Source organism: Lentzea sp. NPDC036955 (assembly GCF_055608005.1).
In genome coordinates, this window is the sequence record NZ_JBVJRC010000008.1 from 511,869 (window position 1) to 526,901 (window position 15,033).

Sequence of the window (15,033 nt, forward strand, 5' to 3'; positions counted from 1 at the left end):
CACGCGGGGGCCTTCGCACGACACGTGCGAAGGCCCCCGCGTGGCGTTTCACCGGCCGGAAGGCGTGCTCAGGCGGCGCCGGCGGCCACCACGTACGGCGAGCCCCACACGGCCTTGCCGGAGCGGCACTGCGCCTTGTCGACCGTGGCGACGGACGACCTCAGGGTCAGCGCGAACACGTTCGGCGGCAGGTCGGCCTTGAGCGGCTTCGCCTCACCGGGGTTGACCACGACCTCGGCGACCGGCTTGACCAGGTCGCTGTTGACGAACACCTGGAACTTCACCACCAGCTGCGGGTCGGACGTCGCGTCGGTGCCGACCGCCGCGACCTCCAGCCGCGTGAAGTTCTTCAGCCTGACCTGCTGGTCGCTGCTGGTCGTGTAGCACGAGTCGAGGCTCGTGAACGCGGAGTTCTGGTGCTGCGTCAGCTGCACGTCGTGGTCGCCGCGGGTGAAGGACCAGCTGTTGCCCGGCACCGGCAGCTCGACGAGCCACACCGGCGCGTCCGCGGACAGCGAGCTGCCGTCACCGGGCACCGCCGAGGCCGGCAGCGACCCGGTCGGCAGCGCGTTCGACGAGGACGGCCTGGCCGTGGTGGTGCTCGTCGTCGCGGTCGTGGTGGTCACCGCCGCGGTCGTCGTGGCCGGCAGTGCCGCCGGCGGGGCGGGCTGACCGGACGAGAACGCCTTCGCGGCGATGAACCCGAGCAGCAGCAGCACGACCGCCGCCGCCGCACCCGCCGCGATCTTCCACCGCCCGCGCTTCGGTGCCGTCACGACCCTGCCTCCCAGGTCTGCGTAGAGCCGGCGGCCGAAGCCGGGGTCCTGGCGCAGCTCGCGCGCCAGGTGCAGGCGCAGCGTCTCCACCTCGACCGGGTCGGCCGGGTTCGCGAGGAAGCGCGCCAGGATCTCCTGCGGGTACGGGCCGGACAGCTTCGCCTCCAGGTGCCCGAGCAGGCCCTCCAGCCGCGCGTCGTACGCGGCCGGGCCCACCTCGTTCTTGCGGATGACGTACTGCGACAAGGCGTGTACGGCGGAGCTGGCGAGAACGTCGTCATCCATCCTGCTGGTCCCCCTTCTCCCGCTGCTGTGCTGTGTAGAGGTCGCGCAGCACCCCCATCACCTGCGGCGGCAGGAGCGGTTTGCCGTCCGGACCCCGCGGGGCGCGGCCGGACCCCGGGTCGACGAACGACACCGCGAAGTCCTCCGCGAGCTTCGTGAGGCCGGTGAGGATGCGGCCGAGCGGTTCCGGCGGTGGCGCGACGGGCGTTCCGCTGTGCGACCGAATCTGGTCGGTGAACCCGTTCCACGCCTTGAGCAGCGCCTCCATCGCGGCGCCGCGCAACGGGTCGTGCGCGGTGCCGCCGGTGGACACGTTCTGCAGCAACGACATGACGTCCTGCATCGACCAGTCGAGCTTGCCCATCTCGTTCGCGATGGCGCGGGCGAACGGCTCCGGCTCGTCGAGCCGGGTGAGCGCGACGCTCACCAGCGGTTCGAGCCGGCGCGGTGCGGCGTGGAACAGCGCCGTGACCGCGTCCAGCAGCCCGGGGTGCCGCGGCAGCGCCCGGCCGAGGACGGTGAGCGCCGTGGTCAGCCACTCGTCCGGGAACGCCACGGCCACGGTCGTGACCAGTGCCGGGTGCTCGGCCAGGGTCGCGGCGACGAGGTGCTCGCCGAGCGCGTCCGGGCGCAGCGCGGTGAGCGGGTAGGGGCCGGGGTGCAGGCGCGACCACGCCGCCACCTGCGTGCGCACGGCGTCCGGGTCCTGGCCGAGGAAGTCGGGCAGGCGGACGACCAGCGCCTCGGCCTCCTCCGCCGACGCCGGGGCGCACAGCGTCGCCAGGGTCCCGATGATCGCGAGCGAGGGGGAACCGGCACGCAGCGCGGCGTCGTGCCGGTGCAGCGCCGCGAGGGGGTCGGGGCCGGTCTCGCCGAGCACGGCGGTGAGCGCGCGTGCCTGGAGGTCCAGGACCGTTCCCGGCGGGGCGGCGACGGCGACCGGCTCCACGCCGAGGGCACCGGCGAACGCGGTCACGGCGGTGGTGATCGACAGACCGGGCGGGCAGGGCTGCAACGTCACCGTGCCGGACCGGCCCGCGGTGCGGAACAACGCGGCCACCCGGTCGTCGCGGTGCTCCCGCAGCGCGGTCAGCCAGCTGCCGTCGGACCGGCCGAGCAGCAGCAGGCGGGTCGGGGCGTCGTGCACCGCCGACCGCGCCGCGACCGCCTCCGCCAGCGCCACCAGCTGCTCGGAGCGCTGCTCGGCGTCGTCCACGACGGCGAGCAGCGGCCGGTCGACCGCGCTGGTGCGCCGGATCTGAGCGGCGGGCGCCTGCCCGGCGAGCAGACCGGCGAGCCACCCGTCGGCCGTCATCCGCCGGCACAGCTCGACCGCGAGCCGGGTCCGGCCGCAGCCGGCCGGGCCGACGACCAGCCTGGCCGCGTTGGGAGCGGAGGCGTGCGCCCACGCGACCAGGTCGGCCAGCTCGCGGTCCCGGCCGTGGAACGGCACCACGGCGCGCTCGGGCAGCAACAGGGTGCTGGGAGCGGCACCGGGCTCGAACGGCTGCGGCGGCTGGGCGAACAGGCTCGGCACCACGAGCGACGGGACCAGGCCGACCAGCCTCGCCACGAGCTCGGCCATGTCCTGGTGGAACCGCCGGTGGCTGAGCGCCTGCGCCTGGATGCTCGCGAACCCGCGGATGCCCGCCGGGAGGTCCCCGTGCTTCGGTCGCGGCGCGTCCTCCAGCAGGACGGGCACGATCGGGATGCCGTTCGCCAGCGCGTGGGCGATCTCGTCGTGCACCCAGTCGCCCGGTGACTCGAGGCGCGGGCGACCGGTGCCGGGGTCGGGCACGAGCCAGTGCGGCCCGACGACGGCGACCAGGACGTCGGCCTCGTGCAACGCCCTGCGGATCTCGCTGGGGTAGTGGGTGCCCGGCTCCATCGACACGGCGTCGCGGAAGACCAGGTCGGCGCCGAAGTGGTCGCGCAGCACCTGCGTGATCGACGCCGCGCCGTAGGGGTTGTCCTTCACGCGGTAGTTGACGAACACACCGGCCATGCCACGAGAAAAGCACGCGGCACCGCCGAACGGAGCACCCCGCCGCGCATTGACCTTGAAGTGTCCAGCGGATGTCCAGTTCGCGGGGCCCACCTGTGTCCACAATGGTCCATGGGTGTCGTCTTCATCAACTTCCGCGGTGGTGACGGCCAGGACAGCGCCGTCCTGATCGACCAGAAGCTCAGCCGGGTGCTCGGCCGCGACCGGGTGTTCCGCTCCAGCGCGAGCATCGAGCCGGGTGTCCCGTTCGACCCGGAGCTCGTCCGCGCGGCCTCCTCGTGCGCGGTCCTGCTGGCCGTGATCGGCCCGCGCTGGCTCACCGTCGCCGACGGGGGCGTGCCGCGGATCGCCGCACCGGGCGACTGGGTGCGCTTCGAGATCGAGCTGGCGCTGCGGGCGAGCGCGCGGGTCGTACCGGTCCTGGTGGGGGACACGGCGATGCCGTCGGCCGCGGACCTGCCGCCGACGATCGCGGCGATCGCAGGGCACCAGTACCTGCGCCTGCACCACCGGTCCGCCGACTACGACCTGATGCAGATCCTCGACGCCGTGCGGCCGTTCGCGGGCTCCGACGGCAGCGTTCCGCCCCCTCCGCCGGCCGACACCACCCGCCTCACGTCGTTGCCGGTGGCCAGCCGTTCGCCGGACGTGGTGCTGGGCGGCGCGAACCTCAACGGCCGGCACTACGGCGAGAGCGTCGTCTACCGCTGCTCGGGCTTCTGCCACGAGCCGAAGGGGCAGGTCGAGTTCAACCTGGGCCGCCGGTTCCGCCGCTTCGAGGCCACGGTCGGCGTCCTCGACGACGCCGTGGACGCGGGCCAGACCGGTGTGTTCGAGGTGGTCGTCGACGGGGTGCCGCGCGAGCAGCGCTCGGCGGGCCAGGGCGGGCCGCGCCTGCTGAGCCTCGACGTCACCGACGCGCTGCGGCTGCGGCTGATCGCCTACCGGCCGGGCACGACGGTGCACCCGCTGCTGGCCGGCGCGAACATCGCCGGCGGGCGGTCGAACCACCTGCCCGAGCTCGCCTGGGGCAACCCCACCCTGTACGCCTGAACCACACCGCCGCCCCCGGTCGTTGACAAGATCGCTACGATGATTTCAGTGTCGACCGAAGGGGAACATCGATGAGCGTCGGCAGGGAAACCCGCCTGTCCGCCTGGATCGAGCGGTTCGCGGCCCACTTCGCCGAGGAGGGCATCCCGCTGATCGGCGGGCGCATCCTCGGCTACCTGCTGGTCTGCCAGCCCGTGGAGCGCACCGCCGCCGAGCTGTCGCAGGAGCTGGAGGCGAGCAGCGGCTCGATCAGCACGAACCTCAAGTTCCTGGTCAACTCGGGGCTCGTGACCAAGCGGACCCGGCGGGGCCGGCAGGCCGCGGAGTACCGGATCAACGAGAAGGCCTGGTCGGACTTCGTGCAGCGCAAGCTCCACGCCATCGCGAGCGTGCAGACGCTGACCGACGACGGCATGCGGCTGCTCAGCGGCGATCCGGAGCGGGCGATGCGGCTGAAGACCGTCGACCACCTCTACGGTTGGCTCTCAGCGGAAATCCCGGCCCTGTGGGAGCGCAGGCCCGCGTCGCCCAAGTAGCTTGGGTGCATGTGGCACCCGTTCCGCGACGACATCGAGTACTACGAGGAACGGGCGCGCGGACTGCTCGCCTCCGCGTGGGACGGCGTGCCGGGTGCGCTGGAGGTCTTCGACGGTGTGCCGCTGACGGACGAGGGCGCGCACATCGTGCTCGCGCAGGCACACGGGTGCGAGGACTGGAAGACGCTCAAGGCGCACATCCGCAACCCGCGCCCGTTCGCCCGCGCCTACCAGGCGGTCGAGCTGCAGCACCCGGCCGAGCTGGCGGCGCTGCTCGCGCGTGACCCGTGGCTGGTGAAGGCCAGCGGCACCAACGGGAACGACCTGCTCGGCATGGCCACCGCCAAACACGACGAACGCCTCGTGCGGGTGCTGCTCGACGACGGCGCCGACGTGAACCACCGCAACGTCCACGGCTGGACCGCGTTGCACCAGGCGGCGTACGCGAACCAGCCGCACCTGGCCGAGGTGCTGCTCGCCGCGGGCGCCCGCACCGACCTCGAAGCGCGCGGGGCGGGCGGCACCCCGTTGACGGTCGCGTTGTTCTGGGGCCACCGGGAGACCGCGGAACTGCTGGCACGGCACGGGATCCACCCGCCGAACCTGCGCACCGCCGCCGGACTGGGCGACCTGGACCTGGCGGTGGAACCCGAGGCGGGCCGCGGCTACTACCGGCCGCACAGCGGTTTCCCGCGCTGGTGGCCGACGGCCGACCCGCAGGAGGTGCTGGACGAGGCGCTCGCGTGGGCGGCGCGCAACGACCGCACCGAGGTGTTCGGCGAGCTGCTCCAGCGCGGTGCCCGCGTCGACGCGGACGTCTACCGCGGCACGGCGCTGGCGTGGGCGGCGTGGTGCGGTCTGGAGAACGCCACCCGCACGTTGCTCGACCTGGGCGCGAACCCGGACCAGCGCACCGGTTTCGGCGGTCCGATGCACGGCGAGGGCGTCACCGCGCTGCACCTGGCGGCCGAACGCGGGCACCTCGGCGTCATCCGGGTCCTGCTCGGCGCGGGCGCCGACCGGACCGCCACCGACGCGAACTTCGAGGCGACCCCCGCCCACTGGGCGAGGCACAACGGGCAGACCGAGGCTCAGGCCTTGCTGAGCGCCTGACCGGTGGCCGCGGGCACCTCGACCTCGACGGTGCGTTCACGTGAGGACGTCCACAGCATCGCCGTGGCGACGACGACGGCACCGGCGCCCAGGACGTGGATCGACACGAGCACCTCGGGCACGCCGGTCCAGTACTGGACCATGCCCAGCGCGCCCTGGGCGAGCACGACGCCCACCAGGACCCAGTAGGAGCGGTTGCGGACGAAGAAGCCCATCGCGATCAGCATGCCCAGGAACAGGAACAGCAGGTCGGCGTGGATCTGCGCGAGCGTCGGCACCGGCACGTCCAGGCGCGGCGTCTTCGAGTCGCCCGCGTGCGGGCCGGCGGCGGTGACGAAGGTGCCCGCGATCAGCAGCAGGTACATCACGACGGCCATCACGACCTGCAGCCCGCGCGCGCCGGCGGGGACCAGCCAGCGGGCGGGTCCGTCGCCCTCGCTCAGCGACCGCAGGAGCAGCACGGCGAACCACACCAGCACCATCGAGACCATGAAGTGGACGGAGACGCTCCACCACACCAGTCCGAGCCGGACGGTCAGGCCGCCGATCACGGCCTGGGCGAGCACGCCACCGACCTGGACCGCGGCGAGCACGATCACGCGGCGGCGGCGCGGCTTGTTCAGCACCGCGGCGACCAGGCACAGGCCCGTGATGATGCCGATGACGCCGAACAGGGTGCGGTTGCCGAACTCGACCCACTGGTGCAGGGCGGCGACGTCGGGGTGCTCGACCGGGACGATGCTGCCGGGCACGCACTCCGGCCACGTCGGGCAGCCGAGCCCGGAGCCGGTGACGCGCACGATCGACCCGGTGACCGCGATGCCGCCCTGCGCGATGATGGCGGCGATCGCGAGGGCGCGTTGCAACGGAACGATGAAAGCGGTCAATCGAGACACGGACCGATGGTATGCCGGGTCAGGTGAGCCGCGTCGTCCGGGTCGCCAGTGCCCCGGCGGCAACGCCCCAGGCCACGAGCACCGCGACGGGGCCCGCACCCGGTGCCGTGCCGTGCACCACAGCGGCTTCGAGCGCCTCGGCGAGCGCGGCGGACGGCAGCAGGTGCACGAACCCGACCGGCACCGACAGCGCGACGCCGCCGGCCATCAGCAGCACGAACCAGATGATGTTCGCGAGCGCCAGCACGACCTCCGCGCGCAGCGACCCGCCGAGCAGGACGCCCAGCGCGCCGAACGTCAGCGTGCCCAGGACGACCATCAGCACCAGCCACGGCAGCCCGGCGGGCTGCACGTCCCAGCCGAGGAACAGCGCCGTCACGGCGAGCAGCGCGATCTGCAGCGCCACCACGACGAGCGCGCCGCAGACCCGTCCGGCGACGAGCAGCCAGCGGGGCAGTGCGGAGGCCGACAGCCGCTTCAGCACGCCGTAGCGGCGGTCGAACCCGAGTGCGATGGCCTGGCCGGTGAACGCCGACGAGATGATCGCCAGCGCGAAGATCCGGGCGGTGGCCGACCCGACGCGCGGCTCGGGCATCGGGATGACCGACATGAGGCTGAGGGCGACGAGCAGCGCCAGCGGGATGAGCACCGTGAGCAGGATCTGCTCGCCGTTGCGCAACGTCAGCATCGCCTCGGTGCGGGCGTGCGTGAACAGCATGCGGCCGAGCGAGCCGCGGCCGGGCTTGGGCGTGAAGGTGCCGGGAGCGAAGGTGGTCATGAGCGCAGCTCCCTGCCGGTCAGCTCCAGGAACACGTCTTCGAGGCTGCGCCTGGCCACGGTCAGCTCCTCGGCCAGCACGCCCTGCTGGGCGCACCACGACGTGACCGTGGACACGACCTGCGGGTCGATCAGGCCTTCGACGACGTAGCCGCCGCGGGTGGCCTCGCGCACCTTCAGGCCCTCGGGCAGCGCGGCCGACAGCAGCGACGTGTCGAGGCCGGGCCGTGCGCGGAACCGCAGCCGCTGGTCGTCGGCCCGGTTCGCGGTCAGCTCGGCGGGCGTGCCCTGCGCGACGACACGGCCCTGGTCGATGATGACGACCTGGTCGGCCAACGCCTCGGCCTCGTCCATGAGGTGCGTCGTCAGCAGCACGGACACGCCGTCGTCGCGGAGGGCCCCCACGAGGTCCCACACCAGACGGCGGGCCTGCGGGTCCATGCCCGCGGTCGGTTCGTCGAGGAACACCAGCTCGGGGCGCCCGATCAACGCGCACGCGAGCGACAGCCGTTGCTGCTGGCCGCCCGACAACCTCTTGTAGGGCGTCTTCACCGCGCCCGACAGCCCGAGCACCTCGATCAGCCACCGCGGGTCGAGCGGGTGCGCCGCGCAGGCCGCCACGAGGTTCAGCATCTCCTCGGCGCGGATGCCGGGGTAACCGCCGCCGCCCTGCGGCATCACGCCGATGCGCGGGCGCAGCGCCTCACTGCCGGGCTCCAGCCCGAGAACGCGCACGGACCCGCCGTCCGCGGAACGGAAGCCCTCGCAGACCTCGACGGTCGTCGTCTTGCCGGCGCCGTTGGGCCCGAGCAGGGCGAGAACGGTGCCGGTCGGCTGCACGAGGTCCAGGCCGTCGACGGCGGTCTTCGAGCCGTACCTCTTGACCAGCCCCGACACTTCCACCGCAGGCTGGGGATTCGGGCTCACGAGCGCTCACCCTATTCGGTCGCCCCCGCTCCTGGTGCACGCGGGGCGCCCGCGTGCACCAGGAGCGCACGAAAGCTCCCCGCGTGCACTCCGCACACGTGCACGCGGGGGCCCCGCGTGCCGCTGAGGGGAACGCGGGGCCCCCGCGTGACCTCCGCAGGGGTGGCGCAAACGTTCGCGGGGCGCCCTTGACGAAGGCGGACGGGAAAGGGTGGGGCTGGCCCTACCCCGGGAAGTCAGGGACACCTCAGGGTCCGCTCGGGGGAGTTCCCCATTGGTTGATCACCGCCGTCACAAGAGACTTTTCACGTGATCGAGGTGGGGGACAGAAGACGGGGACTGGTGCTCGGGGGACTGGTGTTCTCACTGGTTCCGATTTTTTACCTGCACGTGGTGTCGGCGGGGCAGCTCGACCCGGTCAGCGACGTCGTCAGCGACTACGTGTTCGTCCGCAACGGCACCGAATGGCTGGCGGCGACGTCCCTCAGCCTCGCGGCCGTGTCGGCGTTGCTGGCCGTCAGCCTGCGGGGTGCGGGCAGGTCAGCGCAGTGGCTGATCGGTGTCTGGTCGGCCGGTCTGACCGTCTCGACGATCTTCCCGACCGATCCGACGGGGGCACCGACGTCGCTGTCGGGCTACGTCCACCGCTACGCCGGCGCCGTCATGTTCGCCGCGTTGCCGGTCGCCGGACTGCTCATCGCGCGCAAATTTCCGGCTCTGCTCGGTATCGCAATAACGGCCACGGTGTCCAGTGCGGCATTCATGGTCAGCCACGTTTCCTTCGCCGGTTTCGAGGCGCGCGGGCTCACCGAACGCGTTTTGTTCGCCGCCCTTTACGGACTTCTCTTCGCAATCGCGGCCACCCAGCTCAGGCGGACGACATGACCCTGCTCGCCATCACCCTCGCCGTGCTCGGCGCCGTGTGCTTCGCCCTCGCGGCACGCCTGCAGCACGACGCGGTCGCCGAGACCGGTGCCCGCGCGAGCGTGCTGCGGCAACCCCGCTGGCTGGGCGGGCTCGCCCTGCTCGTCGCCGGTGCCGGGGTGCACGCGGCGGCGCTCGGCATGGCGCCGCTCACGGTCGTGCAGCCGATCGGCGTGGTCGCGATCGGCCTGACCGCGCTGCTGGACCGGCGGCTGAGCGAGCTGCCCGCGATCCTGCTCACCACGGTGGGCGTGGGCGCGTTCGTGTTCCTCGCGTCCGGCAGCGCGACCGCCACCGAGGTCGTGCCCGACGCCGAGCTCACGGCCGGACTGGTGTGCCTCGGCCTGATCGCCATCCCCGGTGTGACAGCCGCGCTCACGACGAACGCGCGCGTTCGCGCCGTGGCGTTCGCATCAGCCGGTGGTGTCGCCTACGGCTACGTGTCAGTGCTCATGCGCGCCGTCTCCCAGTCGGTGCAGCAGGGCGGTTTCGGCCTTTCGCACGTGGCGTCCGTGCTCGGCATCGCCCTTTCGCTCGCGGTCGGCGGCTGGCTCGTCCAGCACGCCTACGCGGGCGGACCCCCTCATCTCGCCGTCGCCTGCCTGACCGTGGTGGACCCGCTGGTCGCCGTGGGCATCGGCGCCTTCCTCCTCGGCGAAGCCGCGCACCTGTCCGCGTGGACCGGTGCCCTGCTGCTCGCCTGCGCGCTCGCCGCAGCCAGTGGTGTTTTCGCCCTCGCCCGTCACCCTCGTGTCCCTCTTCGAACGGAGCTTCCCGTGAACACCTCCAGCGCGCTGCGCGTCGTCATCGCCGCCGACACGTTCCCGCCGGACGTCAACGGAGCCGCGCGGTTCGCCCAGCGCCTCGCCGTCGGTCTCGCCTCCCGCGGGCACGACGTCCACGTCATCGCACCCGACTCGCCCAAGGCCACCGAGATCGAGGGCGTGACCGTGCACCGCCTGCGTTCGCACCGGCTGCCGTTCTACCCGGACTTCCGCTTCTGCCTGCCGTGGCAGGCGAAGGAGGAGGCCGACGTGCTCGTCCAGGCGCTCAAGCCGGACGTCGTGCACGTCCAGGCGCACTTCGTGGTCGGCCGGTACGTCCTCGGCTCCGCCGCCGCGCAGGGCATCCCGACCCTCGCCACCAACCACTTCATGCCGGAGAACCTGTTCAGCCACGCGCACGTGCCGGCGTTCCTGCAGGGCCTGTCCCGCAGATGGGCCTACCGCGACCTCGCACGGGTCTTCGGCCGTGCCGACATCGTCACCGCACCGACACCGCGCGCCGTGCAGCTGCTGCACGACAGCGGGTTCCCCGAACGCGCCATGCCCGTGTCGTGCGGCATCGACATCGCCCGCTACCAGCGCGAGGTCACCCGCAACGACCGGCCCACCGCGTTGTTCGTCGGCCGGCTCGACGAGGAGAAGCGCGTCGACGAGTTCCTGCGCGCCCTCGCCCGCGTGCCCGGCGCGCTCGGTGAGGTCGTCGGCGACGGCACGTGCCGCGCGGAGTGGGAGCTGCTGGCCCGCGACCTCGGCATCACCGACCGGGTGCGGTTCCACGGGTTCGTGTCCGAGGACGAGCTGCTCGACGCCTACGCCCGCGCCGACCTGTTCGTGATGCCCGGTGTCGCCGAGCTGCAGAGCCTCGCCACCATGGAGGCGATGGCCGCGGGCAAGCCGGTGATCGCCGCGAACGCCATGGCGCTGCCGCACCTCGTGCACCCCGGCCGCAACGGCTGGCTGTTCGAACCCGGTGACGTGACCGCACTGGCCCAGCGCCTGCACGCGCTCGTGCACGACGCGCCCACGCGGGCCCGCATGGGCGCCGCCAGCAGCGAGATCATCTCGCACCACGCGCTGGCGGCGACCCTGGAGCGGTTCGAAGGTCTCTACGCACGGGCGATGGGCCGCCCGGCGCCGGTCATCGCGCTGGCGGCCTGAGCTTCCGCTCGATCCGCTGTGCGACGACCTGCCCGGTGCGGGAGAGGGTGAGCCCTGCGGGGTGCTCACCCTCCCCGTCGATCAGGAACCGGTACAGCGAGGCGTGGCCCTCCAGCCGCTCCCGCAGCACCGCCGCGACGTCGCAGCCGCCGGGGTAGATCGCCGGGATCGCCTCGGTGACCAGCTGCTCGCGGATGCGCCGCCGTTCCGCCCTCGGCACGTACCAGGACGTGATCAGCAGCAGCGTCAGCCCGAACACCAGCGCCGTGCCGATCACCGCCCGCCAGCCCCAGCCGCCCGGCCGCACCAGCAGCAGCACGTCTGCGGCCGCGAGGTAGGCGATGCCGTAGACCACCGCCCAGCCCGCGGTCGCCGCGGCGGGCGGTTCGGCGCGTTCGGTGCCCCACACGCCCTCCACCCGGCGCCACCGCTGCAACGACTTGCCGCCCGACAACGCCATCCACACCCCGAACGCTCCACACAGGACGGACGTCGGGATCACCAGCCACGGCCGGGTGTGCAGCTCGAACTGCCACACCGACCACACCAGCCCGGCCGCCACGGCCACGACGGCGGCCTGCTTCCAGCGCCGCCGCAGCACCTCCAGCGGCCGGAAGTCGGCGAGCACCGCCAGCGGGGTGCGGATCGGCGCCGGCAGCGACCCCAGCAACAGCAGCGCCGCCACCACCACGACCACACCGCCGACGGTGACCGTGCCGGTGGTGAGCTGCGAGCGGTCGTCCGGCACCCGGTCGACCGCGACCGCCGCCAGTGGGATCACCGGCGACAGCAGCACCAGCCCGTGCAGCAGCGTGCCGGACCGCAGCGCGGCGTACCCGAACGCGGCCAGCAGCGACGCGGCACCGACCGCCGCGCCGGGCCCGGCCGCCCACGACGGCAGCAACCCGAACAACGCCATCACGACCAGCGCCCCGCCGACCGCGAGCCCGAGCAGACCGAGGAACTGCGCGAGGTTCCCGCCCCTGGTCAGCCCGGTGATCGTCCAGTACGGCAACAGCGCGCCGCCGCGCATGACCCTGGTGACCGGCCGCACCGCCCTGAGTCCGGCGCGTTCCGAGTCGGCCACCGTGACCGCCACCGCCGCCGCGGTCGCCGCCGTGCGGATCATCTGGTCCGACGCCGCCTCCTGGGTGAGCGGCTCGCGGCCGATGCCCGCGCGGTCGAACGCCGTCAGCGCCGCCATGCCCAGGGTGACCGTGTGCTCCTGCGGGAACTCCAGGCGCCGCAACAGGTCCGCGTGCTCCTCCAGGAACAGCTCGCCACGCGACCGCGCGTCCGCCCCGTCCCCGCGGTCGGCGATGATCGCCGCCCGCAGCCGGGGCAGCTCCTCGCAGATGATCCGCCAGTGCAGGCCCCACGCGGCCAGCTCGGCGAGCTTCAGCGACGACGGCGACAGCTCACCCTCCGCCTCGTAAATGCCCTGCAGCTCCTTCGCGGCCTCGTTCGCGCACGCCGCGACCCGCACCGGCAGCTCGGGACCGAACATGTGCCCGATCACGTTCTGCACCACCGCTTCCGCGCGTTGCGCGGCGGTGCGGGTGTCACCCTCGGGACGGCCGAGGAGGTCCATCCGCCGCAGCCGGCGCGGGTCGAACAGCACCCGGCACAGCATCGTGGCGCCGTCGAGCCGGCCCCAGATCCAGTCGTTGACCCGCCAGGACCTCTTGAGGAACCCGGAGAACCGCGACAGCGACGCCCCGCCCGCCTTGTCGTCGGCGGTGAGCGACTGCTGCGCGAACGCGTTGCGCGTCTGCAGCGACACCTGCACCAGCTCGACCGGCGTGTCCAGCCCCGTCGACGCGTCGTCGGACAGGCACGTGCCCGCGACCTCCAACGCCAGCAACCGGCTCAGCCACCGCTCCGCCTCCGACAGCCCCGCCTCCTGCGCGGTGGCCGCCGTGCCGAGCAACGCGTGCCACGCGCTCAGCCCACCCAGCTTCAGCCGGTGCTCGTCGAGGTCGCGCACGACCTCCTGCGCCGCCCCGACGACCCGCCCGATCTCGGCGACCTGCGCCTTGACCTCCAGCCCGAGGTGCCCGTCGACCATGAGCTCGTGGTAGCTCGCCAGCCGCCCGGTCCAGTACTCCTCGCCCAGCGAGTCCGACGGCTGCCAGGCGAACAGCTCCTCGCGCAGCCGCCGCAGCTCCGCTCTCACCTGGTGCAGCTCCCCGCGGGCCCGCGCGATCCGTTCCGCCTGCCCGTCCGGTGCCACCCACACGAGCCGCTTGAGCAGGTCGAGCGCCGAGGCCCCGAGCCGCTCGGCCATCGTGATGCCCCACTCCCAGCCCAGGTCCGCGCGGCACACCGTGCTCGGCAACCGCACCCCCGGCACGTACGGCAGCACACCGTGCTTCCTCTTCCACGCCCGCTGCGCGTTCTCCGCGGCCCGCCGCGCCCGCTCGAACGACCAGTTCGCCGGGTTCCCCTTGGGCAACGCGAACTGCTGCGCGGCCACCTGCCGCGCCGCGAGCCGGATCTCCACGTCCTCGTAGTGCCCGAACAGCTTGTCCGCCAGCGAGTACACCTCGCCGACCACGTCCTGCCCCCCGGCGTGCAACCGTTCGAGCAACGCCATCCGCCCGCCCCTGCTGCCCGCCGCGCGCCGGTTGTGCTCCTCGATCTTCTCGACGTAGGTCCGGTTCGCCTGGCTCGACATGGCGCTCAGCAAACGCGCCCCGGCCGCCACCGTCGTCGGCCCCGCCCCTGCCACGTCCGCCCGCGGCTCCGACCCGAGCGGCTCGGCGTGCGGGAACACCAGCAACATCACCCGCCGCACCGGCCCGTCCGCCGGCATCCGGTCGATCGCCTCCAGCGCCTCCCTGGTCGGCGTGTTGACCAGCACCCCGCCGTCCACGGCGAACCGGCTCCGGTCCCCGCCGTTCGCCCAGCTCGCCACATCAGCCATGTCCGGCCGGTCCGGCGAGGGCTGCCCGCCGACGGGGATGAAGCTCGGCTCGAACGCGAACGGAAAACTCGCACTGCTGCGCGCGGCCAACGCCAACTGCAACACCCGCTCGTCGATCCCCCCGGCCGCGAAGTCGTCCCTGGTGACCTCGCTGACCCACGAGTAGGGATCACGCCGGAACGAGAAGCTGCCCTGGTGCACCGACTGCGTCAACGGCTGCCCGAGGTCGTCGTAGCTCGTGGTCGGCACACCCCCGAGCAGCGTGGTCGTGATCCGCAGGTCGATCGGCCGCTCGTCCGGCGCGGTGGGCTCGAAGTCGCTGGTGAGCCGCGCCAACGCCTCCTGCAACCTCGGCAAGAAGAACTCGTCCCCCTGCAACAGCGACGCCGGCGCCCCCTTGAACGGCGTCCTGAGCAGCTGCTCCATCCGCCCCTGCTCCGCCCACAGGTCCCGCAGCCTGCTCAGGTCCGCGTTCTTGTTGACCTGCGACAACGCGAGCGCGGCCCCGTTGATCCCCCCGGCGGACGTGCCGGCGATGACATCGGCCCTGGCCGTGCACCCCACCAGGTCGAGCAGCGGCTGGTAGACCGACCCCGGCCTGGTCAGCCGGTCCAGTTCGAGCACCGTGCCGCCCATCCAGACGGCGAGACTGACGCCGCCGTTGAGGACGACGGCGAAGCGGACCTCCTCGCGGGACATGGGCTGTCCGGCGTGGGCGGGCTGCTCCGGCTGTTCAGGCTTCTCCGGCTGTTCCGGCTGTTCCGGCTGTTCCGGCTGTTCCGGCTTTTCGGCCGGCGCGGCCTGCGTTGGCTGCGCGGCTTGCTCGGTCTGTTCGGCTCGTGCGGTCTCCTCGGACATGCCGCACCACCCCC

The 15,033-nt window shown here is 72.9% G+C and carries 11 protein-coding genes; 5 read left to right on the forward strand and 6 right to left on the reverse strand.

The genetic code is table 11. The features are described 5' to 3' along the window. Positions 1–68: 68 nt before the first annotated feature. Both ACZ7CF_RS29190 and ACZ7CF_RS29195 read right to left on the reverse strand, forming a co-directional pair. A complete protein-coding gene (locus ACZ7CF_RS29190; protein ID WP_470371048.1) occupies positions 69–1,061 on the reverse strand; it encodes a hypothetical protein in 993 nt (330 codons plus the stop codon). Then, the gene (locus tag ACZ7CF_RS29195) at positions 1,054–3,066 is read right to left on the reverse strand and encodes a toll/interleukin-1 receptor domain-containing protein (protein WP_360400264.1); all 2,013 of its coding nucleotides are present in this window, start codon (positions 3,064–3,066) and stop codon (positions 1,054–1,056) included. Before ACZ7CF_RS29195 ends, ACZ7CF_RS29190 begins: the two co-directional genes overlap by 8 nt. A 111-nt stretch (positions 3,067–3,177) precedes the next feature. Between ACZ7CF_RS29195 and ACZ7CF_RS29200 the strand changes: the two genes are divergently transcribed. From ACZ7CF_RS29200 to ACZ7CF_RS29210, 3 genes are all read left to right on the forward strand, one after another. Beyond that, positions 3,178–4,119, forward strand: coding sequence for a TIR domain-containing protein (locus ACZ7CF_RS29200; RefSeq protein WP_470371049.1), 942 nt, complete (start codon positions 3,178–3,180; stop codon positions 4,117–4,119). A 71-nt stretch (positions 4,120–4,190) separates the two neighbouring features. Then, positions 4,191–4,655 carry a GbsR/MarR family transcriptional regulator gene (locus ACZ7CF_RS29205; RefSeq protein ID WP_360400270.1) on the forward strand — a complete coding sequence of 155 codons (465 nt, stop codon included), beginning with the start codon at positions 4,191–4,193 and terminating at the stop codon, positions 4,653–4,655. A gap of 9 nt (positions 4,656–4,664) precedes the next feature. After that, entirely contained in the window at positions 4,665–5,768 is a 1,104-nt protein-coding gene (locus ACZ7CF_RS29210) for an ankyrin repeat domain-containing protein (RefSeq protein ID WP_470371050.1), read from the forward strand. Here ACZ7CF_RS29210 and ACZ7CF_RS29215 read toward each other — a convergent pair. The 3 genes from ACZ7CF_RS29215 to ACZ7CF_RS29225 are packed head-to-tail and all read right to left on the reverse strand — an operon-like array spanning position 5,747 to position 8,368. Then, on the reverse strand, positions 5,747–6,664 hold the full coding sequence (locus ACZ7CF_RS29215; RefSeq protein WP_458431219.1) for a COX15/CtaA family protein: 918 nt from the start codon (positions 6,662–6,664) through the stop codon (positions 5,747–5,749). The genes ACZ7CF_RS29210 and ACZ7CF_RS29215 overlap by 22 nt on opposite strands. 19 nt (positions 6,665–6,683) lie before the next feature. Continuing rightward, positions 6,684–7,442, reverse strand: coding sequence for an ABC transporter permease (locus tag ACZ7CF_RS29220; RefSeq protein WP_470371051.1), 759 nt, complete (start codon positions 7,440–7,442; stop codon positions 6,684–6,686). Further along, positions 7,439–8,368, reverse strand: a complete 930-nt coding sequence (locus ACZ7CF_RS29225; protein WP_360400282.1) for an ABC transporter ATP-binding protein — start codon at positions 8,366–8,368, stop codon at positions 7,439–7,441. Before ACZ7CF_RS29225 ends, ACZ7CF_RS29220 begins: the two co-directional genes overlap by 4 nt. 309 nt (positions 8,369–8,677) lie before the next feature. Here ACZ7CF_RS29225 and ACZ7CF_RS29230 point away from each other — a divergent pair, with 309 nt between their 5' ends. Both ACZ7CF_RS29230 and ACZ7CF_RS29235 read left to right on the forward strand, forming a co-directional pair. Next, complete coding sequence (locus tag ACZ7CF_RS29230; protein ID WP_360400285.1) at positions 8,678–9,253, forward strand: DUF998 domain-containing protein; 576 nt, start codon at positions 8,678–8,680, stop codon at positions 9,251–9,253. Then, the gene (locus ACZ7CF_RS29235) at positions 9,250–11,235 is read left to right on the forward strand and encodes a glycosyltransferase (RefSeq protein WP_470371052.1); all 1,986 of its coding nucleotides are present in this window, start codon (positions 9,250–9,252) and stop codon (positions 11,233–11,235) included. Before ACZ7CF_RS29230 ends, ACZ7CF_RS29235 begins: the two co-directional genes overlap by 4 nt. On the opposite strand, the gene ACZ7CF_RS29240 is transcribed toward ACZ7CF_RS29235, so the two are convergent. Further along, the gene (locus ACZ7CF_RS29240; protein WP_470371053.1) at positions 11,216–15,019 is read right to left on the reverse strand and encodes a patatin-like protein; all 3,804 of its coding nucleotides are present in this window, start codon (positions 15,017–15,019) and stop codon (positions 11,216–11,218) included. The genes ACZ7CF_RS29235 and ACZ7CF_RS29240 overlap by 20 nt on opposite strands. Positions 15,020–15,033 lie beyond the last annotated feature (14 nt).